Origin of the sequence: Bradyrhizobium sp. 154, assembly GCF_023073875.1 — a bacterium.
GTDB lineage: Bacteria > Pseudomonadota > Alphaproteobacteria > Rhizobiales > Xanthobacteraceae > Bradyrhizobium.
Genome location: NZ_JADPKG010000102.1, coordinates 179568 through 206513 on the forward strand (window position 1 = coordinate 179568; position 26946 = coordinate 206513).

At 64.6% G+C, this 26946-nt stretch carries 24 protein-coding genes; 13 read left to right on the top strand and 11 right to left on the bottom strand.

Annotation, left to right across the window (positions count from 1 at the left end):
* The first annotated feature begins 216 nt into the window (after window positions 1-216).
* Entirely contained in the window at window positions 217-1134 is a 918-nt protein-coding gene (locus IVA92_RS25905; RefSeq protein ID WP_247276948.1) for an SDR family NAD(P)-dependent oxidoreductase, read from the top strand.
* A complete protein-coding gene (locus tag IVA92_RS25910; protein WP_256464573.1) occupies window positions 1131-2357 on the top strand; it encodes a TIGR03862 family flavoprotein in 1227 nt (408 codons plus the stop codon). Before IVA92_RS25905 ends, IVA92_RS25910 begins: the two co-directional genes overlap by 4 nt.
* A gap of 9 nt (window positions 2358-2366) precedes the next feature.
* On the opposite strand, the gene IVA92_RS25915 is transcribed toward IVA92_RS25910, so the two are convergent.
* Entirely contained in the window at window positions 2367-3584 is a 1218-nt protein-coding gene (locus tag IVA92_RS25915; protein WP_247276950.1) for an MFS transporter, read from the bottom strand.
* Between the two features lie 91 nt (window positions 3585-3675).
* On the opposite strand from IVA92_RS25915, the gene IVA92_RS25920 reads away from it, so the two are divergent.
* A complete protein-coding gene (locus IVA92_RS25920; protein ID WP_247276951.1) occupies window positions 3676-4578 on the top strand; it encodes a LysR family transcriptional regulator in 903 nt (300 codons plus the stop codon).
* On the opposite strand, the gene IVA92_RS25925 is transcribed toward IVA92_RS25920, so the two are convergent.
* The 3 genes from IVA92_RS25925 to IVA92_RS25935 form a co-directional block, all read right to left on the bottom strand.
* Window positions 4575-5654, bottom strand: a complete 1080-nt coding sequence (locus IVA92_RS25925) for a D-TA family PLP-dependent enzyme (protein ID WP_247276952.1) — start codon at window positions 5652-5654, stop codon at window positions 4575-4577. The two genes, IVA92_RS25920 and IVA92_RS25925, sit on opposite strands and share 4 nt — an antisense overlap.
* A 64-nt stretch (window positions 5655-5718) precedes the next feature.
* Complete coding sequence (locus IVA92_RS25930; protein WP_247276953.1) at window positions 5719-7530, bottom strand: ATP-binding cassette domain-containing protein; 1812 nt, start codon at window positions 7528-7530, stop codon at window positions 5719-5721.
* Between the two features lie 2 nt (window positions 7531-7532).
* Entirely contained in the window at window positions 7533-8024 is a 492-nt protein-coding gene (locus IVA92_RS25935; protein WP_247276954.1) for a YaiI/YqxD family protein, read from the bottom strand.
* Between the two features lie 104 nt (window positions 8025-8128).
* On the opposite strand from IVA92_RS25935, the gene IVA92_RS25940 reads away from it, so the two are divergent.
* A complete protein-coding gene (locus IVA92_RS25940) occupies window positions 8129-8929 on the top strand; it encodes a hypothetical protein (protein WP_247276955.1) in 801 nt (266 codons plus the stop codon).
* A gap of 149 nt (window positions 8930-9078) precedes the next feature.
* Here IVA92_RS25940 and IVA92_RS25945 read toward each other — a convergent pair whose 3' ends face one another.
* Window positions 9079-11451, bottom strand: coding sequence for a xanthine dehydrogenase family protein molybdopterin-binding subunit (locus IVA92_RS25945; protein WP_247276956.1), 2373 nt, complete (start codon window positions 11449-11451; stop codon window positions 9079-9081).
* Window positions 11452-11659: 208 nt separating this feature from the next.
* Between IVA92_RS25945 and IVA92_RS25950 the strand changes: the two genes are divergently transcribed.
* Together IVA92_RS25950 and IVA92_RS25955 are read left to right on the top strand one after the other, a co-directional pair.
* Window positions 11660-12733 (top strand): Ppx/GppA phosphatase family protein, encoded by a 1074-nt coding sequence (locus IVA92_RS25950; RefSeq protein ID WP_247276957.1) that lies wholly within the window; start codon window positions 11660-11662, stop codon window positions 12731-12733.
* 1 nt (window position 12734) lies between these two features.
* Window positions 12735-13433 (top strand): RlmE family RNA methyltransferase, encoded by a 699-nt coding sequence (locus tag IVA92_RS25955; RefSeq protein ID WP_247276958.1) that lies wholly within the window; start codon window positions 12735-12737, stop codon window positions 13431-13433.
* Window positions 13434-13567: 134 nt separating this feature from the next.
* On the opposite strand, the gene IVA92_RS25960 is transcribed toward IVA92_RS25955, so the two are convergent.
* Complete coding sequence (locus IVA92_RS25960) at window positions 13568-15058, bottom strand: MFS transporter (protein ID WP_247276959.1); 1491 nt, start codon at window positions 15056-15058, stop codon at window positions 13568-13570.
* A gap of 415 nt (window positions 15059-15473) precedes the next feature.
* Here IVA92_RS25960 and guaB point away from each other — a divergent pair, with 415 nt between their 5' ends.
* From guaB to IVA92_RS25975, 3 genes are all read left to right on the top strand, one after another.
* Window positions 15474-16967: an IMP dehydrogenase gene (gene guaB, locus IVA92_RS25965; protein WP_247276960.1), complete on the top strand. Its 1494-nt coding sequence runs from the start codon at window positions 15474-15476 to the stop codon at window positions 16965-16967.
* Between the two features lie 262 nt (window positions 16968-17229).
* Entirely contained in the window at window positions 17230-18252 is a 1023-nt protein-coding gene (locus IVA92_RS25970; RefSeq protein WP_247276961.1) for an NADP-dependent oxidoreductase, read from the top strand.
* Window positions 18253-18397: 145 nt separating this feature from the next.
* Entirely contained in the window at window positions 18398-18691 is a 294-nt protein-coding gene (locus IVA92_RS25975; RefSeq protein ID WP_247276962.1) for a hypothetical protein, read from the top strand.
* Between the two features lie 15 nt (window positions 18692-18706).
* Here the strand turns inward: IVA92_RS25975 and IVA92_RS25980 are convergent, their stop codons facing one another.
* Entirely contained in the window at window positions 18707-19549 is an 843-nt protein-coding gene (locus tag IVA92_RS25980) for a metallophosphoesterase (protein ID WP_247276963.1), read from the bottom strand.
* 295 nt (window positions 19550-19844) lie between these two features.
* Between IVA92_RS25980 and IVA92_RS25985 the strand changes: the two genes are divergently transcribed.
* Both IVA92_RS25985 and IVA92_RS25990 read left to right on the top strand, forming a co-directional pair.
* The gene (locus tag IVA92_RS25985) at window positions 19845-20267 is read left to right on the top strand and encodes an MAPEG family protein (protein ID WP_247276964.1); all 423 of its coding nucleotides are present in this window, start codon (window positions 19845-19847) and stop codon (window positions 20265-20267) included.
* Window positions 20268-20301: 34 nt separating this feature from the next.
* On the top strand, window positions 20302-21603 hold the full coding sequence (locus IVA92_RS25990; protein ID WP_247276965.1) for an RsmB/NOP family class I SAM-dependent RNA methyltransferase: 1302 nt from the start codon (window positions 20302-20304) through the stop codon (window positions 21601-21603).
* Between the two features lie 115 nt (window positions 21604-21718).
* On the opposite strand, the gene IVA92_RS25995 is transcribed toward IVA92_RS25990, so the two are convergent.
* From IVA92_RS25995 to IVA92_RS26005, 3 genes are all read right to left on the bottom strand, one after another.
* Window positions 21719-21928, bottom strand: coding sequence for a cold-shock protein (locus tag IVA92_RS25995; RefSeq protein WP_008141931.1), 210 nt, complete (start codon window positions 21926-21928; stop codon window positions 21719-21721).
* 267 nt (window positions 21929-22195) lie between these two features.
* On the bottom strand, window positions 22196-22528 hold the full coding sequence (locus tag IVA92_RS26000; RefSeq protein ID WP_247276980.1) for a DHCW motif cupin fold protein: 333 nt from the start codon (window positions 22526-22528) through the stop codon (window positions 22196-22198).
* A gap of 238 nt (window positions 22529-22766) precedes the next feature.
* Window positions 22767-23138: a nuclear transport factor 2 family protein gene (locus IVA92_RS26005; RefSeq protein WP_247276966.1), complete on the bottom strand. Its 372-nt coding sequence runs from the start codon at window positions 23136-23138 to the stop codon at window positions 22767-22769.
* A 148-nt stretch (window positions 23139-23286) separates the two neighbouring features.
* Between IVA92_RS26005 and guaA the strand changes: the two genes are divergently transcribed.
* Window positions 23287-24885: a glutamine-hydrolyzing GMP synthase gene (gene guaA, locus IVA92_RS26010; protein WP_247276967.1), complete on the top strand. Its 1599-nt coding sequence runs from the start codon at window positions 23287-23289 to the stop codon at window positions 24883-24885.
* Between the two features lie 291 nt (window positions 24886-25176).
* Window positions 25177-26433: a site-specific integrase gene (locus tag IVA92_RS26015; protein ID WP_247276968.1), complete on the top strand. Its 1257-nt coding sequence runs from the start codon at window positions 25177-25179 to the stop codon at window positions 26431-26433.
* On the opposite strand, the gene IVA92_RS26020 is transcribed toward IVA92_RS26015, so the two are convergent.
* Window positions 26387-26683: an AlpA family phage regulatory protein gene (locus IVA92_RS26020; RefSeq protein WP_247276969.1), complete on the bottom strand. Its 297-nt coding sequence runs from the start codon at window positions 26681-26683 to the stop codon at window positions 26387-26389. The two genes, IVA92_RS26015 and IVA92_RS26020, sit on opposite strands and share 47 nt — an antisense overlap.
* Window positions 26684-26946: the final 263 nt, after the last annotated feature.

Here is a 26946-nt window from a genome sequence, read left to right on the forward strand (position 1 = left end):
GCCGGGCTTGACCCGGCAATCCATCGCTGCTCAAAAAGGCACCCCAGAGCGGGGTTTCACCCTCTCCCCTTGTGGGAGAGGGTGCCTCGCGAACGCGAGGCGGGTGAGGGGTCTCTCTCCGCGAGCGCATCTTTGCCGAGAGAGACCCCTCATTCGGCGCTTCGCGCCACCTTCTCCCACAAGGGGAGAAGGGAAGAAGAACAGAGACTCCTACTCATGGCAATCAGGTTCGACGGACGCGTCGCCATCGTCACCGGCGCGGGCAATGGTCTGGGGCGGGCGCATGCGCTGGGATTGGCCAGCCGCGGCGCCAAGGTCGTCGTCAACGACTTCGGCGGCGCGCGCGACGGCACCGGCGGCTCGCTGTCGCCGGCCGAATCCGTGGTCGAGGAGATCCGCAAAGCGGGCGGCTCCGCGATGGCCGACGGCGCCGATGTCTCGAATTTCGAGCAGGTCACAGCCATGGTCGAGCGCGCCACCAGGGAGTGGGGCAGCGTCGATCTCCTGTGCGCCAATGCCGGCATCCTGCGCGACAAGTCGTTCGGCAAGATGGAGGCGACCGACTTCCAGAAGGTGCTCGACGTGCATCTCGTCGGCACCTTCTATTGCTGCAAGGCGGTCTGGGCCGGCATGCGCGACCGCAACTACGGCCGCATCGTGCTGACGACGTCGTCCTCCGGCCTCTACGGCAATTTCGGACAGGCCAATTACGGCGCGGCGAAATCGGGCATGGTCGGCCTGATGAACGTGCTCGCGGAAGAGGGCCGCAAGAACAACATCCGCGTCAACATTATCTCGCCGACAGCGGCAACCCGCATGACCGAAGAGCTGCTGCCGCCGCAGGCCCTGCAACTGATGAAGCCCAACGCGATCACGCCCGCGGTCGAGTACATGCTCAGCGAGGACGCGCCGACCCGCACCATCATGGGTGCCGGCGCCGGCTCCTTCGCGGTGATCAAGATCTTGGAGAGCGAAGGCATCAACCTGCCGGAATCCGAATGGACCCCGGACGCGGTCGCCGCGCACTTCGCCGAGATCAGCGACATGTCGAAGGCCAAGGCGCTGACGGGTGCGTTCGAGCAGACGCAGAAATACGTCGCGCAGGCCGCGGCGCGGGCGGGGGTAAAACTCTGATAGCGGTCGCCGTCATCGGCGGCGGTCCCGCCGGGCTGATGGCGGCGGAGGTGCTGGCACAGGAAGGCCTGCGCGTCACCGTCTACGACGCCATGCCGTCTGCTGGCCGAAAATTCCTCATGGCCGGCCGCGGCGGTCTCAATCTCACCCATAGCGAGCCGCTGCCGCAGTTCATGGCGGGCTACCGCGCGGCGGCGCCGAAGCTGAAGGGTGCCATCGACGCGTTTCCGCCCGACGCGCTGCGCGCCTGGAGCGAGGCGCTGGGCGAGCCGACTTTCGTCGGTAGCAGCGGGCGGGTGTTTCCGAAGGCATTCAAGGCATCGCCCCTGCTGCGAGCCTGGTTGCGGCGCCTGGATGCGCGCGGTGTCCGCTTCGCCTTTCGCCATCGATGGACTGGCTGGGACAACGGGGGACGGCTGCAATTCCAAACACCCGATGGAACGGCTGAAATCGCTGCCAAAGCGACGGTGCTGGCACTCGGCGGCGCAAGCTGGCCGCGGCTCGGCTCAGACGGCGGCTGGGCGACAATTCTGGCGGACAAGGGCATTGCGATATCGCCGCTGCGGCCTGCCAATTGCGGCTTCACCGTCGCCTGGTCCGATGTGTTCCGCACGCGTTTCGAAGGCCAACCGCTCAAGGGAATTGCGCTCAACTTCGGTCCGCATGGCCTGCGCGGCGAGGCCATCATCACGCGGGCCGGCATCGAGGGCGGGGCGATCTACGCGTTGTCGGCCGAACTGCGCGAGGCGATCGCTGCGGACGGCGAGGCGGTGCTGCGCGTCGCCTTGCGCCCGGACGTTGATGAGGCCGAACTCGTCAAGCGCCTGTCTGCCCCGCGCGGCAAACAGTCGCTCTCCAACTTCCTGCGCAAGGCCGCGCAGCTTTCGCCCGTATCCGCCGGGTTGCTGCAGGAGGTGGCAATCGGCACGGGCCAGTCGCTGTCGGCGATGCCGCCCGAGCGATTGGCGGAGCTCATCAACGCCGTGCCGATCAAGCTAACTGGCGTAGCGCCAATTGCGCGTGCCATTTCCAGCGCCGGGGGCATCTCATTCGATGAACTCACTGCGGATTACATGATCCGCAAGTTGCCCGGCGTATTTGCCGCCGGCGAGATGCTGGACTGGGAGGCGCCGACCGGCGGCTATCTGTTGCAGGCGTCGTTTGCGACCGGCGCCGCGGCGGGCAGGGGCGTGCTGAAACGGCTCGCCCAATTGTCGTCCTGATCTTCCCGATCATAACGTGCCGGTCCTAGAGACGAGATTCGTGAGGAGGCCCAACACGCCGAAGCTTGCTGCGACGGCGCAAACCAGGGTCCAGCCGCCATAGCTCCAGGCCAGGGAGGCCGCCGCGGCGCCGACGCCGCCACCGAAGAAGAACAGCGCGACAAACAGGCCGTTCAGTCGGCCGCGCGCTTCCGGTCGCAGCAGGTTGATGGCGCGGCGGCCGAGCGTCTGGTCGGTGGTGATGCCGACGTCGAGCAGGATCGTGCCAAGGCTCAACACCAGCAGTGCGGTGATGTGGGATTCCAGCATGCCCGCCCAGGCACACAGCGCGAGTGAGCCGATGATGAGCAGATGGGCCGCAAGGAACATCGGCCGCGCCCTGCCTTTGTCGCCCCAGCGGCCGGCGATCGGTGTTGCCGCCGCGCCAGCCACGCCAATCAGCGCGAACACAGCAATTCCCTTGGCGTCGAGGCCGAATGGAGCATCGGGCAGCCGCAGTGCGACTGCCGACCAGAACGCGGTGAAGGAAGCCATGACAAGCGATGCGGTCCAGGCGCGCACCCGCAGCACGGGCTCTTCCCGCAGCAGCCTTGGAAAGGATAGGAGCAATTCGCCGTAGCTCGCGTGTGCTGTCGTTTGAAGCGTTGGAAGATAGCGGCCAAGTGCACCGGAAAGCAGCGCCATCAGCGCGGCCGAGACGACGTAATAGGCGCGCCAGCTCCAGAGATCCGCGATCAGGCTCGCCGCGGGCCGTGACAAGAGGATACCGACCATCAATCCACCCATCACTTCGCCGATGGCCTGACCGCGACGGTCCGGCGGCACCATGGATGCGACCAGCGGAACCATCATCTGGATCGCCGCGCAGGACGCGCCGAGGATGAAGGTGGCGAGCAGCAGGAGCGAGGGCGTCGGCGCAAGTGCCATTGCGAGCGCGGCGAGGATGGCGCAGCCGAGCGTCCGCAGGATGAGTCGCCGGTTCTCGACGAGATCGACCAGAGGCACGAGCAGCAGCAGGCCGAGCGCATAGCCGAGCAATGTCAGCGTGCTGATCAGGCCGGCCTGCCACGCAGTCATGGACAGTGACCGGCCAATCAGTCCGAGCAGGATCTGCGGCGCGAACAGATCCGTGACGACGACACCGGCGGTGACGGCGCCGAGCCAGATCAGGGGCCGCTCGGCGAGTTGCCCTCGAGACCCCGGCTTGGTTACTTCGGAAATAGTCATGGATCCTCGCAGCTCTGGTGCGGGACCCTTTAAACGGAAGCATCAATATGCTACAATTCAAATAAGACTATAAAGAATATGCGAGTTGCTCATGAACACCCATGACCTTGTCGCCTTCGTCGCGGTGGTCGAGACCGGATCGATCGTCGCGGCCTCGGCACGTCTCAATCTCACGCAGCCCGGCGTGACGCGTCGCATCCAGAATCTCGAGGAGATGCTGGGGGCACAGCTCCTGGATCGGCTGTCGAAGCCGCTGAAACCGACGGCGGCGGGCCACGAGGCCTATGAGCGGGGCCGGCGCCTGCTCAGGATGCTGGACGACCTCAAGTCGGGCGTTGCCGATGACGGCATGGTGCGCGGCGAGTTCAGGCTCGGTCTGACGCCGTTCCTCTCGGAGGCAGGGTTGACCGGACCGCTCGATGCTGTGCGCGCCGAATTTCCCGTACTTGCCGTGCGTGTCGTCTCAGGTTGGTCGCCAAACCAGCTCGAACGTGTCTGTCGCAATGAACTCGATGCCGCCGCGATCTGTCTGCCTGACGGAGCCGTGCCGCCTGCCGATCTCGTTGCGGATGATCTCGGGGCGCAGCCGGTTGTGTTTGTCGTCGCGCGCGACATGAAGATTCCGCGCATCGTCGACCTGGAACGACTGTCGCAGCTATCCTGGGTGATCAACCAGGACGGTTGCGGGTTTCGCGATACGCTGAAACGAAAGTTCGATGCCGCGCATCTTCCGTTCAATATCGCGGTAGAGGCGTTGGACAGCGAACTGCGCCTGTCGCTGGTGTCGCGCGGCCTCGGCATCGGGCTGGTCACTCCGATCGCACTGAAGCACAGCGCGTTTCGTGACAAGCTCAAGGCCGTCGCTGCGCGCGACTTCAAACCCGCCGTGCGCGCATGGATGATCCATCGCGCGCCCGCCGGGCGTCTGAAGCGGCCGATCAAGCTCTTCCGCGACGAGCTGGACAGAGAGCTCCAGGCCCTGATCGGGCGTTAGCGCAGCTTTCCCCGCGCCGCGACCGGCAGTGTGCCGATGATCTCCTCGCCGCGCACCATCACGACCTCATCCATCATGTTGACGACGACGCAGACATGGTTCGGCACGATGCGGACGACGTCGCCGACGTTGGGCCGCGTGTTGCTGCGGGAGAGGTCGAGGAAGCCGTGCTCCTCGGCAAAGCGCGCGATCTTCGCTTCGGGATGCTCCAGGATCAGGCCGTGACCATCGAGGCCGCCGGTGTCCGTGGTCAGCGTCTTCGAACCGGCATCGAGAATGCCGCGCTCGGGCGCGGCGCGGCTCACCACTGTCGAATAGATGTGCAGTGCGCAGTCGTCCCAACTGGCGACGCCGGCGGCGACCTGCATGCGGTCGTTGTAGATATAGGTGCCGAAGCGGTGCTCGGTGCCGCCCTTGAGCTTGCCGAGGTTCTTCAGGTTCGGCGTGCCCCCGGTCGAGACGATCTTCGCGTCCAGCCCGTGCGCGCGCACGCCGGCTAGCGCCTCGTCGTAGAATTTTTGCGCGTCCGCCCAGCCGGTCTCGGTCGGATACATCAGGAAGCCGGCGAACTGCAGTCCTTTGGACGCGGCGATCTCCCGCGCCAAAGCGATTGCTTCGGCCGGCATCTCGACACCGGCGCGCTTGCGGCCCGTGTCGCATTCGACCACGACCGAGAGCGGGCGGCCTGATGCGGCGGCTGCCTTGGGGAGCCCTGCGACGACGGTCGAATTGTCGGCGGCCACGGTCATGTTGGCCTTCGCCTGGAGCGCGCCGAGCCGCGCCATCTTCTCTTCGCCCAGGAGATTGTAGCTGATCAGGATATCGTCGATGCCCGCATTGGCCATGATCTCGGCTTCGCCGAGCTTCTGGCAGGTGATCCCCTTGGCACCGGCCGCAACCTGCATTTTTGCAATCGTCGGGTTCTTGTGTGTCTTGATGTGGGGACGATTGGCGATGCCGGCATCATCGCAGGCCTTCTGGATGCGCGCGATGTTGCGCTCGACCCTGTCCATGTCGATGACGGCGCAGGGCGTGCCGTATTCGCGGGCGATTTTTGCGGCGAGGGGGGTGGTCATGGATGTCCTTTAGTTGGCGCGTATTCCAATCGCAAAACCGGTGCCCACTTTTGCGGAATACGCGCTATGCCTGTTCAATCTCTTCGCGGAGCATTTCAAGTTCGAGCCAGCGCTCTTCGGCAGCAGACAATTCTTCATGCGCCCTGGCGATGGCGGCGGAGGTGTCGTCGAACTTCTTACGATCCTTGGTGTAGAGGTTGGGATCGTCGAGCACGCGTTGCAGCTTGGCGATATCGGCCTGCAACGCTTCCATCTTCTTCGGCAGCGTTTCCAGCGCGTGCTTCTCGTTGAAGCTCAGGCGCCGCTTTGGCGTGGCGGCGGGAGCAGCTGGCCGCTCCTCTTTCTTCTCCGCCGAGGCTTGCGCCTTTGCCGTGTCACGCTTCAAGTCCGCGCCGCGCTGCGCCAGCATGTCGCTGTAGCCGCCGGCATATTCGATCCATTTGCCGTTACCCTCGGGCGCGATCACGGAGGTGACGACGCGATCGAGGAAATCGCGGTCATGGCTGATCAGGATCACCGTGCCCTCGTAATCGCCGAGCATCTCCTCGAGCACGTCGAGAGTGTCGAGATCGAGATCGTTGGTCGGCTCGTCCAGCACCAGGAGGTTCGAGGGCTTTGCCAGCGCGCGGGCCAGCATCAGCCGGCCACGCTCGCCGCCGGAGAGCACCTCAAGGGGCGTGCCGCGCTGTTCCTGTGCGAACAGAAAGTCCTTCATGTAGCCGACGACATGCTTCGGCTTGCCGCCGACCATGATGTGATCGCCGCGGCCACCGGTCAGCGCTTCAGCCAGCGTCGACTTCGGATCGAGGCTTTCACGGTGCTGGTCAAGCGTTGCCATCTCGAGATTGGCCCCGAGCCGCACAATGCCGGAATCCGGCTGCGTGCCGCCGGTGAGCAGATTGACCAGGGTGGTCTTGCCGGCGCCGTTCGGCCCGATGATGCCGAGCCGATCGCCGCGCTGAATACGGGTGGAGAAGTTTTCGACGATCTTCCGCTCGCCATAGGTCTTGGTGATGCCTTTGGCCTCGATCACCAGCTTGCCGGACTGCTCGGCCTCCGCGGCTGCCAGATTGGCGCTGCCGGCGCTGCCGCGATAATTGCGACGCTGGTCGCGCAGCGCATGCAGATTGGCGAGGCGCTTGACGTTGCGCTTGCGCCGGCCGGAGACGCCGTGGCGCAGCCAGTGCTCCTCGTCGACGATCTTGCGGTCGAGCTTGTGCTGGTCGCGCTCTTCCTCCGCCAGCACCTCGTCGCGCCAAGCTTCGAACGAGGCAAAGCCGCGGTCGATCTGTTTGATCTTGCCGCGGTCGAGCCAGGCGGTGGAGCGCGACAGGTTGGTGAGGAAGCGGCGGTCGTGGCTGATCAGCACCAGCGCACTGCGCCGGCTGTCCAGCTCCTTTTCCAGCCACTCGATGGTGGAGAGATCGAGATGGTTGGTCGGCTCGTCCAGCAGCAAGATGTCGGGCGAGGGCGCCAGCACGCGGGCGAGCGCGGCACGACGGGCCTCGCCGCCGGAGAGGTTATGCGGGTTCTCCTCGCCGGTGAGACCGAGCTGCTCCAAGAGATAACGCGCCTGGTGCAGGTCGTCGCCAGGCGCGAGGCCTGCCTCGACATAGGCGTGCGTGGTCTTGTGCTCGCCGAAATCCGGCTCCTGCGGCAGATAGCGCACGGTGGCGCCAGGCTGCACGAAGCGCGTGCCGCCGTCGGGTTCGACCAGGCCGGCCGCGATTCTGAGCAGCGTCGACTTGCCGGATCCGTTACGGCCGATCAGGCAGACGCGCTCGCTTGGCGCGACATTGAGCTCGACGCCGCTCAAAAGCGGGGTGCCGCCAAACGTCAGCCTGATGTCTTTCAGTTGGATCAGCGGCGGCGCCATGGTCAGCTCTGACTGGTTGCGGCCGCATCAGCGCGGCGGCGCTGAATCCGGCGCAGCGTCTGGTCGAGCGCCGAGAGGAATGCGGAACGGTCGCGCGGCGCGAACGAGCGCGGGCCGCCGGTGACTTCGCCGGCCGAACGCAGATCCGTCATGAGGTTGCGCACCGCCAGCGTCATGCCGATGGATTCCTCCGTGAACGGCTTGCCGTTCGGTGCGATCACGTCGGCACCCGCCTTGACGCAGCGGCTGGCCAGCGGAATGTCTGATGTCACGACAACATCGCCGGGCTTGGCGCGCTCCGCGATCCAGTCGTCGGCCGCGTCCATGCCCGGACCGGCGGCGATGCGCTGGATCAGGGGCTCTTGGGGCACGCGGATGAGATTCCCGGCAACCACGCTCACGGGCACGCCGTGGCGGAGCGCGACGCGGTAGATCTCGTCCTTCACCGGACAGGCGTCGGCATCGACATAGATGCGGGTGGGGGTGTCAGTCATTGGCCGCGTGGTACCCCATTCGGGCCGCAAAGGCGAGGGGATTGACCGGTGTTCCCTGGGCTCTACGATCAGCTCCGAAACAACAAGAACGGGGAACGCCAGCCATGCCGGACCGGCTCGAAACCTATCGCGTCGAAGCCTACAACACTGCAAAGCAGTCCGAGAACAAGATGCACGACGACACGGTGGCGCGCCGTTTCGGCTTTTCCGGCGGGCTGGTGCCGGGCGTCGATGTCTTCGCCTACATGATGCACGTGCCGATTGCCCGCTGGGGCCGCGACTTCCTCACCCGCGGACTGGTCGAGGCGCGCTTCATCAAGCCGGTCTATGACGGCGAGACCGCCGATGTCGATGCCACCGAGCACAACGGCCTACTGACGATCGAGGTGTTCAGCCGCACCGAGCTTTGTGCGACCGGCACGGCCACGTTGCCAGCGGCGGCGCCGGCGATTTCGCTGAGCGATTATGTCGAGGTGCCTGTTGTTGCCGAGCGCGCGCCAGTCAGTCCGGCGACGTTCGAAACGGGGAAATGGCTGGGCACGATTCCGCGTCGCTGGGCTGGACAGGATGCGGCCGACTATCTCGCCGACATCAGGGAGACCGATCCGATCTTCGCATGCGAGGGGCTCGGCCATCCCGGCCTGATCCAGCGCGTCATGAACCGCGTGCTGGTCGACAACACCATTCTGGGGCCGTGGATTCACGTCGGTAGCCGTATGCAATTGCTGGCGGCCGCGCGCGCTGGCGACGAGATCAGCGCGCGGGCAAGAGTCACCGCGAATTACGAGAAGAAGGGCCACCGCTTCGTCGAGCTCGACGCGCTGGTTGTCGCCAACGGCACCACGCCGCTGGCGCACTGCCAGCACACCGCGATCTATCAGCCACGCGAGCAGGCGGCGGCGTAATTACCGACACCGTCATTCCGGGGCGATGCGAAGCATCGAACCCGGAATCTCGAGATTCCGGGTTCGGTCCTGCGGACCGCCCCGGAATGACGAGGTGAGATTTAAGGACGGCGTCAAGCCCGGCCATGACGATCGAAGAAGCGCGGCCCTTACGCCGCCTTGGCCTTCGCCTCTTGGATCGCCCGCCACACCCGCTCCGGCGTGAGCGGCATGTCGATGTGCTTGATGCCGTACTCTGAAAGCGCGTCAAGCACCGCGTTGACCACCGTCGACAGGCTGCCGGCGCAGCCGGCTTCACCGCAGCCCTTGCTGCCGAGCGGATTGGTCGTGGCCGGCACCGGATGATCGCCGACCGTCATGTTCGGCACATCCTCGGCGCGCGGCAGCGCGTAGTCCATCAGCGAGCCCGTGATCGGCTGGCCGCTGTCGTCGTAGCGGATCTGCTCCATCAGCGCCTGGCCGATGCCCTGGACGATGCCGCCATGGAGCTGGCCTGCGACCAGCATCGGATTGATCACCGTGCCGAAATCGTTGACCGCGCTGTAGCGCACGATCTGCACCACGCCGGTCTCCGGATCGATCTCGACCTCGGCGACGTGGCAGCCGTTCGGGAAGGCCGACGGCACCGGCTCGCTGGTGTGGTCGACGTCGAGGCTGTCAGGCACGCCCTCCGGCACCTTGCCACCATGCAGGCGCTGCGCCAGCTCCATGATGTCGATGCTGCGATCGGTGCCAGCGATGGTGAAGCGGCCGCCGTCGAACTCGATGTCTGCCTCGGATGCCTCCAGCATGTGCGCGGCGGCGCGCTTGCCCTTTTCGATCACGAGCTTGGCGGCGCCCACGATCGCCATGCCGCTGGCGGTGATCGAGCGCGAACCGCCGGTGCCGTTGCCAGCGTGCACGATGTCGCTGTCGCCCTGGACGAGCTTGACGCGCTCGAAGGGCACCCCGAGCTGCTCGCTCAAAACTTGCGCAAACGGCGTCGCGTGGCCCTGGCCGTAATCGAGCGTGCCGGTGATGAGCTGCACGGTGCCGTCAGGGTCGAACACGATCTTGCCGAGCTCGGGGCTCGGCGGGGCCGTGACCTCCAGATAGGAGCCGACCGCGATGCCGCGCAGCTTGCCGGCCTTTTTGCTTTCCTTCTTGCGCTTCGCGAAATTCTCGTGGTCGGAGATTTCGAGTGCCTTGTTGAACACGGCCTGGAAGTCGCCGCTGTCATAGGTGACGCCGGAGGAGGCCGCGAACGGCATCTGGTCCGGCTTGATGAAGTTGCGCTTGCGCAAGGTCAGTCGGTTGATGCCCATCTCGTCGGCGGCGCGGTCGATCAGCCGCTCCATGTAATAGTTCGCCTCGGGCCGACCGGCGCCGCGATAGGCGCCCATCAGCGTGGTGTTGGTCAAAACCGTCTTGATGTCGACCGCCATGAGCGGCGTGCGATAGACGCTGGAAAAATTCTTGCCGGTGTTGAGCGAGAGCGGCCCCGGCGCAACGCCAGTGATGTAGGCGCCGAGATTGCCGTAGCCGGAGAGCTTGGCCGCGAGGAAATGCCCCTCGGCATCGAGCGCGAGCTCCGCATGGATCTTTTGTGCACGGCCGTGGCTGTCGGAGAGAAAGCTGGTGGAGCGCTCGTCCAGCCATTTCACCGGCCGCTCCAGCGCCTTCGCCGCGTACAGGATGCACATGTACTCGGGATAGTTGATGTTCTTCATGCCGAAGGAGCCGCCGACATTGGCGGTGAGGATGCGTACCTTCTCGTTCGGCACTTTCAGGTTCTTGGCGAGATTGGCCCGGTTGCCGGCGACACCCTGCGTCGGCACCTGAAGCGTGTAGCGCTCGGTCTTCTTGTCGTAGGAGGCAAGCCCCACGCGCGGCTCCATCGAAACCACCGCGACGCGGGTATTCTCTATATCGAGCTTGGTGACATGGGCGGCGCTGGCAAACGCCGCGTTGACCTTCTCCATGTCGCCATAGTGGTAGTCGAGCGCGACGTTGTTCGGGATATGGTCGTAGAGCTGCGGCGCGCCGGGCTTGGCCGCCTCCTCGGGGTCCGTCACTGCCGGCAGCGGCTCGATGTCGACCTCGACGGCCTCGGCCGCATCGCGCGCCTGGGCCAGCGTCTCTGCCACCACGAAGGCGACGGGATCGCCGACGAAGCGGACCTTGTCGGTCGCCAGCGGCTGACGGTTGGTCTGAAGCAGGGGCGAGCCGTCGCGGCTCTTCAGCGGCAGGCCGCAGGTGAAGGGGCCGTAGCCGGCTGCATCGAGATCCGTGCCGGTCCATACCCCCAGCACGCCCGGCATCGCCTTGGCGGCATCAATGTCGATGCCGCGGATGATGCCATGGGCATGGGTGGAACGGACGACAACGGCATAGGCCTGGCCGGGCAGGTTGAAATCATCGGTATAGCGGCCTTTGCCGCGCACCAGCGTGTCGTCCTCCTTACGTCGGACGGGCTGCCCGACGCCATATTTTTGCAGTGCAATGGCGTTTTCGAGCGCGGACGATTTGGTGTGTTCTTGCATCGAGTTGACCTGAAAAGCCGGTATTTGCGCATTTTCGCGGCAGCGGGAGACCGGACCTCACTGAAATAACCCACGGCCCCGTTCACGACAACGCACGAATGGGCATGGTCCCATGTGATGCGATGTTGCGCAGACCTGCTGCGCTGCTAATGTTTCAGGCGAAAAGCAATTCCAGATCGGCCCGATGGGTCGCGGAAAGACAGTTTGTATGAATGACCACACGCGGCTCCGCGACGGCCTTGGGCTGCACGGTGAGCTGGAGGGGTCGATGGCGGCGGTGGCGTTGGCCACTGTACCGGCCGTCGGCGCGCAGGCGCCGGGAACCGGCGTCTATGCGGCGCTGGACCTCGGCACCAACAATTGCCGGCTCCTGATCGCCTGTCCGACCCAGGACGGCTTTCGCGTAGTCGATTCCTTCTCGCGCATCATCCGGCTCGGCGAGGGCGTCTCGGCAACGGGATGCATCAGCGAGGCGGCGATCGAGCGCGCCATCGCGGCGCTCAGCATCTGCCGCGACAAGATCAATTTGCGCAAGGCGCGGCGGCTGCGCCTGATCGCGACCGAAGCCTGCCGCGCAGCCTCGAATGCGGAAGGTTTCCGCAGCCGTGTCGCGGCCGAGACCGGCATCGAGCTGGAGGTGATCGATCGCGAGACCGAAGCGGCGCTCGCCGTGCTCGGCTGTTCGCCGCTGGTGGACCCCAGGGGACGCGGCGCGATCCTGTTCGACATCGGCGGCGGCTCGACCGAACTGGTGCGGATCGAGCGCGATCCGCAAAATCCCCAGCCGCGCATAAAAGCCTGGATGTCGATCCCGCTTGGCGTCGTCACGCTCGCCGAGCAGTTCGGCGGCCGCGACGTGACCTCGGAGATCTATGCCGCGATGGAGCAGGAGGTTGCGAGTTACGTCGCGCCGTTTGCGGAAGAGCATGGCGGCGATCTCGCCGACATGCATCTGCTGGGCACCTCGGGCACGGTAACCACGCTCGCCGGCATCCATCTCAACCTCGCGCGCTACGACCGCCGTCGCATCGACAGCATCTGGATGAACGATTCCGACATCACCGCGACCATCAACAAGCTGCTCGGTATGAGCTACGAGGAGCGTGCCGGCAACAGCTGCATCAGCATCGAGCGTGCCGATCTCGTGCTCGCCGGCTGCGCCATCCTCGATGCTATTAGGCGCGCCTTTCCGCTGCCGCGTCTCCGCGTCGCCGATCGGGGCCTGCGCGAAGGCATGCTGGTCGAGATGATGCGCGAGGACGGCGCTCTCAGGAGCTGGTGAGATGGCCAAGGACACCACCGGCCGCTTGCACGTCCAAGTCAAGACCAAGGTCAAGACCGGCGGCAAGCGCAAGCTCTCGTCGAAGCTGTGGCTGGAGCGGCAGCTCAACGATCCCTATGTCGCGAAAGCCAAGGCGGCGGGCTATCGCTCGCGCGCGGCGTTCAAGCTCTTGGAGATCGACGACAAGTTCCGTCTTCTCAAGCCAGGCCTGGCCGTGGTCGATCTCGGCGCCGCGCCCGGCGGCTGGAGCCAGATCGCGGCCAAGCGCGTCGGCTCCGCGGAAGGCAAGGGCAAGGTCGTTGCGATCGACCTGCTGGAGATGCCGGAGATCCCGGGCGTCGATTTCGCGCAGCTCGACTTCATGGACAATGACGCCCCCGAGAAGCTCACCGCGATGCTGGGCGGCGGCGCCGACGTCGTGATGTCCGACATGGCGGCCAACACCACCGGCCACCGCAAGACCGACCAGCTCCGCATCGTCGGTCTCGTCGAGACCGCGGCGGCCTTTGCCTGCGACGTGCTCAAGCCCGGCGGCAGTTTCCTGGCAAAGACCTTCCAGAGCGGTGCCGACGCCGATCTGCTCGCCCAGCTCAAGCGCGATTTCACCGCCGTGCGTCACGTCAAGCCGGCCGCGAGCCGCCAGGATTCCTCGGAACGCTACGTGCTGGCGACGGGGTTTCGGGGCGAGGCGAAGGCGTAACCACAAGCGCTGTCATTCCGGGGCGCCTCGAAGAGGCGAGCCGGGAATCCATTTCTCCTCGCGCTCCGCGGCACAATAAATTCCGGAGATTCCGGGCTCGATGCTACGCATCGCCCCGGAATGACCGAAGGAACTCACCCCAGCCGCTGATCCCGCACGTCCTGGGTATCCTCGCTCGCCGCCTTGAGCGCTGCCTTCTCTGCGCCCTTGCCGGCACCTTTGCGGCTTGCGATCTCCGCCGCCTTGCGGCCGGAGATCTCGTGACCGGCGTCAGCGGGCATCTGCCAGAAGAACCAGCTCGAGGCCGCCGAGGTCAGCGCGACCACGACAAAGGCCGGCGCGAACACGGTGGCGTTGAGCTCGCTGACATGACTGAACCACATGGTCGTCTCGACACAGGCCGCGCCGACGGCGACGCCGGCAGAGACCGCGAGCTGCTGGTTGACGCTGACCAGCGTGGTGGCCCGGCTCATCTGGGCGGTCTCGACATCGGCATAGGCGACCGTGTTGATGGCGGTGAACTCCAGCGAGCGGAAGAAGCCGCCGACCACCAGGATCACCATGATGATGAGCAGCGGCGTCGTCACCGTGAACAGCGCGCAGACGCCGAGGAAGAATGCGCTGATGATCGCGTTCACCGTCATCAGATTGCGGAAGCCAAAGGCGCGGATGATGCGCGCCGCCAGCGTCTTCATGCCCATGGCGCCGAGCGAGGAGGCGAAGGTGACGAGGCCGGAGTGGAACGGCGACAGGCCGAAGCCGATCTGCATCAGGAGCGGCAGCAGGAAGGGCAGCGCGCCGATGCCGAGCCGGAACATGAAGCCGCCGAGCACGGCCGCGCGTAGCGTCGGCAGCTTCAGCAGCGAAAAATCCAGCACCGGCGATCCCGTCCGCCTTGCGTGGATGACGTAGAGCGCCATCGAGATCGCGCCGCCCACCACCAGCGCGGCAACCGTGCTCCAGGGCAGCAGGTTGAGCCCGGCGACGGAGAGACCAAACGCGATGCCGGCCAGTCCGATGCCCGCCAGCATCATGCCGTAGAGGTCGAATGGTTCCTGAGTCTCGCTCTTGATGGGATCGATGAAGCGCAGCGCCATGAAGATGCCGAGCAGCCCGATCGGGATGTTGATCAGGAAGATCCAGTGCCAGGAGGCGTAGGTGGTGATGAAGCCGCCGAGCGGCGGGCCGATCACCGGGCCGATCAGGGCAGGGACCGTCACCCAGGCCATCGCGTTGACCAGCGCGCTCTTGTCGACCGAACGCAGCAGCACGAGACGCCCGACCGGCGTCATCATGGCCCCGCCCATTCCTTGCAGGATGCGCGCGAACACGAAATCGGTGACCGAGGTCGAGAGCGCGCAGCCGACCGAGCCGACCATGAACACGCCGACCGCGATCGCGAACACCATGCGCGCGCCGAAGCGGTCGGCGGTCCAACCGCTCGCCGGGATGAACACTGCCAGCGACAGCAGATAGGAGGTGATCGCGAGCTTCAGCGTCAGGGGACTGGTGCCGATGTCGGCCGCGATCGCCGGCAGCGAGGTGGCGATCACCGTCGAGTCCATGTTCTCCATGAAGAGAGCAGTGGCCACGATCAGCGGAATGACGCGTTGCTTGTCGACCATGACGGATTGGTAATGAAAATCGGAAGGAAGAGTGGACTTGCGGCTTATCACCCCCGTCAGGCCGGGACCATTGCGCAACAACGCATAGCACCTAAATCCCGCGTAACGGTGTGACCCGCTTCAACGGTTGCACCCCGGGGAGTCGCGCTCCCTCGTCATTGCCGGTCCCCTTCTGGCGCCAGCCCGGAATGACGGTGGGTGGGGGCGCGCACAGGCTATCCCCGCTGAATCTGCCCAAAAAGCCTGTGCATGGCTGGCCGGCGGTCCGAATTGCTTTGATTCGTCACGCGGCCGTGCTATCGACCCGCGTCAACCCCACCGATGGGCTCCGATTCTCCGGCGATGCCGCAAGGCACGCCGAGGGCGGCGCTCATCCATAGCTATTTGCGGCAGGGCCGCAGGAAGGAGTTGGCAGATGGCCACGGTGCAACTTCAAGGCATTCGCGAAGCCTTCACGTTCGACGACGTGCTGTTGAAGCCGGGCCTGTCGGACGTCATGCCGGGCGAGGTCGACATCCGTTCCCGCGTCACCCGCGCCATTCCGCTCAACATCCCGATCATGGCCTCCGCCATGGACACCGTCACGGAGGCGCGGATGGCGATCGCCATGGCGCAGGCCGGCGGCCTCGGCGTCATCCATCGCAATTTCGATCCCGACGGGCAGGCTGCCCAGGTGCGGCAGGTCAAGCGCTACGAGTCGGGTATGGTGGTGAACCCGCTCACCATCAGCCCCGAGGCGACGCTCGACGACGCACTCAAGCTGATGAGCGATCACGGCATCTCCGGCATTCCCGTCGTCACCGGCGCCGGCAAGTCCACGCCGGGCAAGCTGGTCGGCATTCTCACCAACCGCGACGTGCGGTTTGCGACCAACCGGCAGCAGAAAATCTCCGAGCTGATGACGCACGAAAATCTCGTCACGGTGCGCGAGAATGTCAGCCAGGACGAGGCGCGGCGGATGCTGCACCAGCATCGCATCGAGAAGCTGCTCGTGGTCGACGAGCAATATCGCTGCGTCGGGCTCATCACCGTAAAGGACATGGAAAAGGCGGTGGCCCATCCGCTCGCCTGCAAGGATGCGCAGGGCCGCCTGCGTGTTGCTGCTGCCACCACTGTCGGCGACACCGGCTTCGAGCGCACCGAGCGCCTGATCGATGCCGGCGTCGACCTCGTCGTCGTCGACACCGCGCACGGCCATTCCCGCCACGTGCTGCACGCCGTCAACCGCATCAAGCGTCTCTCCAATTCCGTGCAGGTCGTTGCCGGCAACGTTGCCACCACCGAAGGCGCGCAGGCACTGATCGACGCGGGTGCGGATTGCATCAAGGTCGGCATCGGCCCGGGCTCGATCTGCACCACGCGCATCGTCGCCGGCGTCGGCGTGCCGCAGCTCACCGCGATCATGGATGCGGTGGAAGCTGCGAAGAAGTCCGACATTCCGGTGATCGCCGACGGTGGCATCAAGTTCTCCGGCGATCTCGCCAAGGCGCTTGCCGCCGGCGCCGACATCGCCATGGTCGGCTCGCTGCTCGCCGGCACCGACGAGACGCCGGGCGAAGTGTTTTTGTGGCAGGGCCGCTCCTACAAGGCCTATCGCGGCATGGGCTCGGTCGGCGCGATGGCGCGCGGCTCGGCCGATCGCTACTTCCAGCAGGACATCAAGGACGCGCTCAAGCTCGTGCCTGAGGGCATCGAGGGCCAGGTACCCTACAAAGGCCCGGTCGGTAACGTCATGCACCAGCTCGCCGGCGGCTTGCGCGCCGCGATGGGCTATGTCGGTGCGCGCGACATGAAGGAGCTGCACCAGAAGGCCCAGTTCGTCCGCATCACCGGCGCGGGCCTGCGCGAAAGCCACGTCCACGACGTCACCATTACGCGCGAAGCACCGAACTATCCGGGCGGGGGTTAGTCGTTTTCGCTCTCGTGCCCCGGATGCAGCGCAGCGCTCTTTCAGCGGTGCGCTGCAGAGCCGGGGCCCAGTGTTCTTCCATACTGGGCAATCATCCGTGCTGCGTGGGTCCCAGCTCTGCGCAGCAGGGCAAGAGCGCTGCAGCGCGTCCGGGACACGAGAACGGCGCATGCCTCCCCGACCATCCCTCCACTGCTTTTGTATTGACGCGCCTCGCTCCCTCCGCTTCGCTCGCAACGAAGAAACTCCGGAGGAAGCCATCATGTCCCAAGGCAAACGCATCGTTCTCGCCGCGCGTCCCGTCGGCGAACCCAAGCCGTCTGATTTTCGTCTGGAGGATTTCGCGGTGCCGACGCCTGCGGCAGGCGAGGTCCTGCTGCGCACGATCTGGCTGTCGCTTGATCCCTATATGCGCGGGCGCATGAGCGAGGGGCCATCCTACGCCGCACCGGTGCCGATCGGCGGCGTGATGGAAGGCGAGGCGGTCAGCGAGGTCGCGGCGTCCAACAATCCGGATTTCGCGGTAGGCAATATCGTGCGCATCCGCTCCGGCTGGCAGACCCACGCAATCTCGAACGGCAAAGGATTGATCAAGGTCGATCCCAAGCTCGGCCCGATCTCGACGTCGATCGGCGTGCTCGGCATGCCCGGCATGACCGCCTATACGGGCCTGCTCGACATCGGCAAGCCGCAACCCGGCGAGACCGTCGTCGTCGCCGGCGCCTCAGGTGCGGTCGGCTCGGCCGTCGGCCAGATCGCGAAGATCAAGGGCGCGCGCGCGGTCGGCATCGCCGGCGGCAAGGACAAGTGTGATTACGTCGTCAAGGAGCTCGGCTTCGATGCCTGCATCGATCACCGCAGCCCCGATCTCGCGGCCAAGCTCAAGGACGCCTGCCCGAAGGGCATCGACGTCTATTTCGAGAATGTCGGCGGCGCGGTGTTCGAGGCGGTGTTCCCGCTGCTCAACCCCTTCGCGCGCGTGCCGGTCTGCGGCCTGATCGCGCATTACAACGACACCGAGGCCAAGCCGCCAAAATGGGCCGCATCCTTGATGCGCGCGACCCTGACCAAGCGCCTGACCTTCCGCGGCTTCATCGTCTCCGACTTCGCCGCGCGCCATGGCGATTTCCTGCGCGACATGTCGGCCTGGGTCCGCGAGGGCAAGGTGAAATACAAGGAGTTCGTCACCGAGGGCCTGGAGAGCGCGCCCGGCGCCTTCATGGGCCTCTTGAAGGGCGCCAATTTCGGCAAGCAGCTGGTGCGGGTCGGACCGGACAAGGTCTAGCTGCGCCGGGGCCACACGCCGGCGGGTATGGTTAAGAAAGAGTCACCAAATGGTCACACCTGGCGGCAAAAGCCGCAGGTGTGACCGGTGTTCATTGACCCCGAGGTGAAGGCATTGAATCATCGCGCATATTTTAGGTGCTGCGATGTTAGAGATTGGTATTTTCTGCGTAATCGTGCTGGCAGCCGGCTATTGGGCGACCATGTTCGTCATGGGCCGGCGCGACGACGTCATCCATGGCAAATTCGTGCATGTCGACGAGGAGGGCGATTTCATTCGTCCAGCGCTGCCGGCGCTGCCGCCGCCATTCCCGAAGCGTCCGGTCAAAGCCGCCCAGCCGGCCAGGGTCCAGCCTGCCAAGGATCCCACGGCCAAGACGGTCAACAGCGAGGCGCTGCAATCCTTGCTGGCCGCGATCCAGCAGGACCTCGTCGCCTGAGCCGTCAAGCACGCATTAGTGCTCGTCGCCCATCTGGGCGAGGAGCTCCTCGATGTCGACATCGACCTGGCCCGCGGCCCTGACGTGGCGGACCTCAAAACTATCGGGCTGGAAACGATACTCGACGAGGCCGACTTCCTTGATCGCGATCCGGTCCTGTCGCGCATCGTTGATGACGAAGCCGGCCGACGGCGCCCAGACATGGCGGGTGTGACGATGGGTGAAGTCGCGCCGCTGGTGCACATGACCGCTGGCGATGAGGCGGAGATCGACGCGCTCAAACATCTCGATCAGTCGCGCCCGGGCCGGCTGCGGCACATAGCGGATCGCGGTTTCCGGCGTTTCGGGATCTTCCGGCAGGTTGAGAAACAGCGGCTTGTGCAGGAACAGCGCGACCGGCTTTCCAGTGGTGCGCGCGATCTCGCGGGCCAGCCATTCGAATTGTTCGGCCTCCAAGGCGAGCCCTGAATTCATGACAAGTGAATTGAGGCCGATGAAGCACCAGCCGGCAGCCTCGAACGCCCAATGGTCCTCGCCGATGATGTCGCAGAATTGCCGGCGGTGCGCCTCGCTGACCGGCGGCTTCGGCGCCGGTCCAATCATGGTTGGATTGTCGCCGATGTCGTGATTGCCGGGGAGATAGCGGCAGGCGACGGGCAGGGCATCGTGCAGGCTTTTCGCGAATGCGACATCGTCCACGCCGGTCGGACCGTCGAACGAGACATCGCCGGTATTGACGACGAGGTCGGGCCTGATGGCGTCGATGTGCTCGCTGACGCGGTGGAAGTTGGCGATCAGGCCGGGAAAGCGCCGGCCGAGATGGGTGTCGGAAATCTGCGTGAGGCGAAATTCGGACATGCGTTCATCATACCGGTTCTCACGCGTCGGAACCATGACGGTGCGGGCATGCGTCGCAACGAACAAAGTTTAAAGCACGCGATAGCGGATCGTGTAGCCGTCCTGCGGGGCGACGGCGCCGGCGGAGCGGCGAGGCGATGCGGCCTCTCGCCTGGCGGCCCGCGGGCACCGAAATCGCCTTAACGATCGACATTTGATCGCGAGAGCGGGAACACGGGTTCAAGTCGTTCATTGTCAGCGCCAAAACTCGCAGCTAATGACGGTCGGCGGCATTTCGCCTTCCGGGAAAGTTCCGATGTCTGTTCAGATGGTCCTGCTGCCGGTCTTCGTGCAGGTCGCTCTCACCTTCGCGCTCTTGATCGGCATGGTCGTCGCGCGCCGCAAGACGCTGGTTTCGGGCGAGACCAAGATCCGCGACATTGCACTCGGCGAGCCGAACTGGCCGAAGGGCGCCACACAAATCGCCAATTGCTACCGCAACCAGTTCGAACTGCCGGTGCTGTTCTACGTCCTGATCGCACTGGCATTGCCGCTGCGCCGTGCCGATCTCTTCATCGTGCTGATGTCCTGGGTGTTCGTGGTGACGCGCTTTGCCCATGCCGGCGTTTTCGTCTCCTCCAACGATCTCGGCCGGCGCTCCACGGTCTGGCTTGCCGGCGCGCTGGTGCTGTTGGCGATGTGGATCTATTTCGCGCTGAAGCTGCTCTTGCTGATCTAGGCGCCTGTGCGCCAATCTTTTTGAAAGATTTGAAATGACGCCCGCTGCCCGGCTGTCCGCAGCCATCGAATTGATCGACACCATCGAGAAGGACCGCGTGCCTGCGGCCAAGGCGCTGAAGGAGTGGGGCACCGCGCACCGCTTCGCCGGTTCCGGCGACCGCGCCGCCATCGCCGGCCTGGTCTGGGACGTGCTGCGCCGTTACGCCTCGAGCGCGTACCTGATGGATGCCGATACCGCGCGGGCGCGGCTGATCGGCATGCTCCGCCTCGAGCGCAACATGGACACGGCCACCATGGCCGCGATGTTCGATGGCAGCCGGTTTGCGCCAGAGCCGTTGACGGAAGCCGAGCAGGCCGCGCTCGCCTCGCGTTCCCTCAAGGACGCCCCCGCCGCCGTGGCCGGCGACTATCCAGACTGGCTCGATGCCCACCTTGCAAAAGTATTCGGCGAGGACCGTGCCGCCGAGGCCGCGGCGATGGCGAGCCGGGCCCCGCTCGACCTGCGCGTCAACACGCTAAAATCCAATCGGGACAAGGTGCTGCGTGCACTTGCTCATCTTCATGCAAAACCGACGCCTTGGTCCGCAACCGGCCTTCGCATCGAGCTTTCGGCCGACGCGCGCAACCCGGGCATCCAGGCCGAGGAGGATTTCATCAAGGGCGCCATTGAGGTGCAGGATGAGGGATCGCAGCTTGCAGCCCAGTTCACTGCGGCAAAACCCGGCGAGCAGGTGATCGACCTCTGCGCCGGCGCCGGCGGCAAGACGCTGGCGCTCGCCGCCCTGATGCAGGGCAAGGGCCGGCTGATCGCCACCGACCGTGACAAGCGCCAGCTCGCCCCGATCCACGAGCGGCTATCGCGCGCCGGCGTCCACAATGCCGATGTCCGCACGCCCAAGGGCGACGCCGATCCGCTTGCCGACATCCGCAGCACCGCCGATCTCGTCGTCATCGACGCGCCCTGCACGGGAACCGGCACCTGGCGCCGCAACCCCGACGCCAAATGGCGCATGCGGCCGGGCGCCCTGGAGATTCGCCTGCGCGACCAGGCCGAGGTGCTGGAGCGCGCGGTTCCGCTGGTGAAGCCGGGGGGCCGCATCGCCTACATCACCTGCTCGGTGCTGCCGGAAGAGAACGGTGAGCAGGTGAGGGCGTTCACTGGCCGCCATTCCGAGTTCACGGTCGTCCCGCCCGAGCAGACCGCGAGCGTGCTCTGGGACAAGGCGGAGGCGTTTGGCGAGGCCGCACTGCAATCGGATGAAGGCTGGCTGATGACGCCGCGGCGGACCGGGACGGACGGGTTCTTCGTGTCGGTGCTGAGGAAATCGGGCTGACCGCGCCAGCGGCGCCCAAAATAAAAGCCCCACGAACCGAATCCGGTCGCGGGGCCTGTATTCGCTAACCGCTTCTGACCGGTACGTCCGTGGTCAGAAGCGCCTTGCGCGGGCGTTAGCCGACGCGGAGATTGTCAGCCGAGGACTTGCCGCTGCGGCGGTCGGCGACGATGTCGAACGAGACCTTCTGACCCTCGTTGAGGGAGGAGAGGCCAGCGCGCTCGACGGCGCTGATGTGCACGAATACGTCCTTTTGGCCGTCGTCCGGCTGAATGAAACCATAACCCTTTTGGGTGTTGAACCACTTCACGGTGCCCATAGCCATGGGAATGTCCTTTAGTTAGTTAGAGAGGATACGCACGCAGACCGGTACGCAGCATTGCGCCCATAGTCCCTGATGAGTCGATGTTTGGAGAATTCATCTGAAGCGTGCGCGCCCGTCAGCAACGAAGCGAAGCGGCCCAGTCGTTCGGCCAAGTATCGATGATCACAATATAGCGAGAATTTGGGGCCAGTTCAAGGCACCACCCGTGGCTCGGCATGTCGCGCGCGTTTGCTATTTTGCGGTGCAAATTTGCCGCCCTCGCGCCTCTCAATCGACGATGAAGAGCGTCGCACCCACCGCCGTCGAGGACCGGTGCGCGGCGTCGCCGAAATCCGAGACCTGGTAGCTCATCCCCGCCGTCAGCTTGAACTTGCGCCCGTCGCGCAGCTCCGAGTCGAGCTCGCCCTTCAGCACGTAGAGCACGTGACCGCGATCGCACCAATGATCGGCGAGATAGCCCGGCGAATACTCCACCATCCGCACCCGGAGTTCGCCGATATTGAGCGTCCGCCACTTGGCCTCGCCGGTCTCGCCGGGATGCGTGCTGGGTTCGACTTGGCTCCAGTCGGTCACGGTGAACGGGGAAGTTTCATGGCGCAGTCCTATCGGTGTCGGCAGTGTTGTTAGCGCACACCGCGGTCTCCGTCACCGCGTGTGGGAGTCACGAACCCTTCCTCATTCACACTGTCATCGCCAGCCTTGTGCGCACTTGCGCACTGGGGCGGGCGATCCAGTATTCCAGGGGCGGCAACGATCGAGCCGAGAAGCCGCGGCGTACTGGATTGCCCGCTTTCGCGGGGAATGACAGCGAGGGCGGCGCGGCCTTCCGAACCGGGGCCTAGGCCGCCAAATGATTGGCCGACCCCTGCACGATCAGCCCTTCGGCGTTCACCCGCAGATATTCGCAGATCCGCTTCCCCCGCTCGTTCTCGTAGAACACGACCACGCTGTCCGGGCTGACGAACACATCGATCAGCGAGAAATGCAGGTTCGGCAAAAGCCCCAGCGCCTTGCCCCAATAGGCGCGAAGCGCGTCCTTGCCGCGCACGGTGCCGCTGGCATCGAACCCCATCACGGGGATGCGGTCCGACGTCATCACGGCCGCCTCGTCATAGAGCGTGAGCACGCGTTCGAGGTCGCGCGCATTCCAGGCCTCGATCCAGCTGCGACCGAGTGCGGCGAGCGTTGTTGGCTGATGATGCTGAGACATGGCGTTCTCCCTGTTCGGCCCATGTTTGAGAGGAGGGCACAATAGGTCAATATTACTTACCTATATGGCTTTGTCCATGCCCAAAGAAGGATGTGGGGCGCGCGCTCGCGCGGTTGCGGGCGGCTCCCGTGTCGCGTATCTGCTGGCCATGACAGCAGCACAAAACGACCGCTCCACGTCGACGCCCTCGGTGGCCTCGGCGCACGACAAGATTCTTATCGTCGACTTCGGCAGCCAGGTGACGCAGCTGATCGCGCGCCGCGTGCGCGAGGACGGCGTCTATTGCGAGATCGTCCCGTTCAACAAGGCCGAAGCCGCCTTCAACGAGATGAAACCGAAGGCGGTGATCCTCTCCGGCGGGCCAGAGTCGGTGCACGAGGCCGGCTCGCCCCGCGTCCCGCAAGCGATCTTCGATTCCGGCGTGCCGGTGATGGGCATCTGCTACGGCCAGATGACCATGGCAGCCCAACTCGGCGGCGAGGTCGAGGGCGGCCATCACCGCGAATTCGGCCGCGCCGATGTCGAGGTGAAGGCGCCGAGCAAGCTGTTCGAGGACGTCTGGTCACCAGGCGGCAAGAATCAGGTCTGGATGAGCCATGGCGACCGGATCACCAGGATGCCGCCGGGCTTCTCGGTGGCCGGCACCTCGCCGAACGCGCCGTTCGCCATCATCCAGGACGAGACGCGCAAATATTACGGCCTGATGTTCCACCCGGAAGTGGTGCACACGCCCGACGGCGCGAAACTGATCCGCAACTTCGTGCGTAGGATCGCCGGCCTTTCCGGCGACTGGACCATGCGCGCCTTCCGCGAGGAGGAGATCCAAAAAATCCGCCAGCAGGTCGGCAAAGGCAAGGTGATCTGCGGCCTTTCCGGCGGCGTCGATTCAGCCGTCGCGGCCGTGCTGATTCACGAGGCGATCGGCGACCAGCTCACCTGCGTCTTCGTCGATCATGGCCTTTTGCGCCTCGACGAAGCCAAGACCGTGGTCGACCTGTTCCGCCACCATTACAACATCCCGCTCGTGCACGTGGATGCCTCGAAGCAGTTCCTCGGCGAGCTCGAAGGCGTCACCGATCCGGAAACGAAGCGCAAGACCATCGGCCGCCTCTTCATCGAGGTGTTTGAAGAGGAGGCCAAGAAGATCGGCGGCGCCGACTTCCTCGCGCAGGGCACGCTCTATCCTGACGTGATCGAGAGCGTCTCCTTCACTGGCGGCCCCTCGGTGACAATCAAGTCGCACCACAATGTCGGTGGCCTGCCCGAGCGCATGAACATGAAGCTCGTCGAGCCCTTGCGCGAGCTGTTCAAGGACGAGGTGCGTAAGCTGGGCCGCGAGCTCGGCCTTCCCGAAATCTTCGTTGGCCGCCACCCGTTCCCGGGCCCGGGCCTCGCCATCCGCTGCCCCGGCGAAATCACCAAAGACAAGCTCGACATCCTGCGCAAGGCCGACGCCGTCTACATCGATCAGATCCGGAAAGCAGGCCTCTACGACGAGATCTGGCAGGCCTTTGCCGTGCTGCTCCCCGTCAAGACCGTCGGCGTCATGGGCGACGGCCGCACCTACGACTACGTCGTCGGCCTGCGCGCCGTCACCTCCACCGACGGCATGACCGCGGACTTCTACCAGTTCGACATGAAGTTCTTGGGCGAGACCGCCACGCGCATCATCAACGAGGTGAAGGGCGTGAACCGGGTGGTGTATGACGTGACGAGCAAGCCACCGGGGACGATTGAGTGGGAATAATTCAGGCCCGCCCTGGCCTATCCCGTTCTATCCAATTGCGCGAATTAACAGCCTGATTTTACGATCGAATTCGTCATCGACATTCGAGAACTATCGGCACGCGTAAATCCGGACAGACGGGGCGCCTGACGGTGTCGCCGTCCATTGAAACTATCGCTCCTGATCAATACCGTCACACGCGATGCTGCGTCTGACGGTATTTTTCTTTGTCCAAGTGTTTGGAAAACAAAGAGATCTCCAGTCAAACACGGCTCAAAAATGGCTGACGGTATTTGCCTGGAGGGAAAGTCCTTGCTGACAGACGCTGCGCTTAAGGCTCTGAGACCAAAGGAAAAATCGTACAAGGTCACCGACCGTGACGGCATGTACGTGGTCGTATCGCCCGCCGGGACGCTGTCGTTCCGGCTCGACTACCGTCTGCACGGTCGACGCGAGAAGGTGGTTCTCGGAAAGTACGGCCCGACGGGCCTGTCGCTCGCTCGCGCTCGCGAGAAATGCATCGATGCGAGGCGCGCCATCGGTGAAGGCCGTTCACCTGCAATCGAGAAACAGCGCGAGAAGCGGCGTCTCCTTGAAGCCAGGAGTTTCGGTGAGCTCGGCGAGAAATGGCTCGTCGCGGCACCCATGGCCGATAGCACCCGGGCAATGCGCCGATCGATCTTCGAACGTGAACTGCTTCCAGTTTGGCGCAAGCGCCTTCTGAATGAGATCGCACCTGGCGATCTTCGCGCCCATTGCGCCGCCATCGTAGAGCGCGGTGCTCCCGCGACAGCAATTCACGTCCGGGATATCGTAAAGCAGATCTACGGGTTCGCGATCCTGCACGGAGAGAAGATCGCAAACCCGGCCGACGAGGTTGGACCGGCATCGATCGCAAGCTTTGTCCCAAGAGACCGCTCGCTCTCACCCGCCGAAATCCGCATCATGCTCAAACAACTGGATCATGTTGCGACATTGCCCACCATCAGGCTTGGATTGCGTCTTTATCTGCTCACCATGGTCCGCAAGAGCGAACTGCAGGATGCCACATGGGATGAAGTCGATTTCGAGAATGCGGTCTGGACGATTCCCAAGGAGCGTATGAAGCGCTCGAAGGCGCACAACGTCTATCTCTCGAGCCAGGTGCTCGATATTTTCATTGCGTTGAAGACATGCGCAGGAAATTCAAGGTATGTGCTGCCGTCGCGCTATGATGCCGACGCTCCGATGTCGCGAGCAACCTTCAATCGGGTCACATACTCGGTCGTTGAGCAGGCAAGCAAAGAAGGGCTTCCGCTGCAGGCGTTCACAGTTCATGACCTGCGGAGGACCGCGTCAACTCTTCTGAACGAGCTCGGGTTCAACAGCGACTGGATTGAAAAGTGCCTTGCGCACGAGGACGGACGGTCATCGAGGGGAGTCTACAACAAGGCCGAATACGAGGTGCAGCGTCGTCACATGATGCAGGAGTGGTCCAACATCGTTGATGCCTGGGTGGGTGGCCAGAAATACATCCCGATCCTTATTCCCCCTTCAATGCCGCTCTTGCAGCTCGACCCGGCCCTTTGACCGGCCGGGTTCGTCGCTGCCTCACATCAGGATGAGGCGCACGAGCGGGAGGTGTCGACCTTCGCGCAGCCAGCCATGCTTCGACCTCCGCTAGATCCCACACGACACACCGGGGCGAGAGTGCGAACCGCCTTGGAAACTCCCCGCGCTGTTCCATCTCGTAGATTGTGCTGTCGGCGAGCGGGACCATCTCGCGAAGCTGATCTCGCCGGATGGTGCGTTTGATGGGTGTTATTTCACGACGAGTCATATCATTGCGCTCTCGATTGAGCCCGACTGTTCTCGTGCAGATAAGGGCCTTGGTTCGCTCGCTACAACTCTTTGGCGAGCGGATCGTAGAAAAAGAAATGTCTCGCGGCAGCCGTCAGCCTTCCAGGCTGAATTAGAGGGCGCGGCTTGAGCGTCTGGAAGCACTGTGAGCGTCATGCAGGGACCACGCGCTGAGGGCTGATCTGGTCGGCTAGGAAGATCTCGCGGAATAGTTTGTCGCGAGGTCACAATGTCGAAGGATAG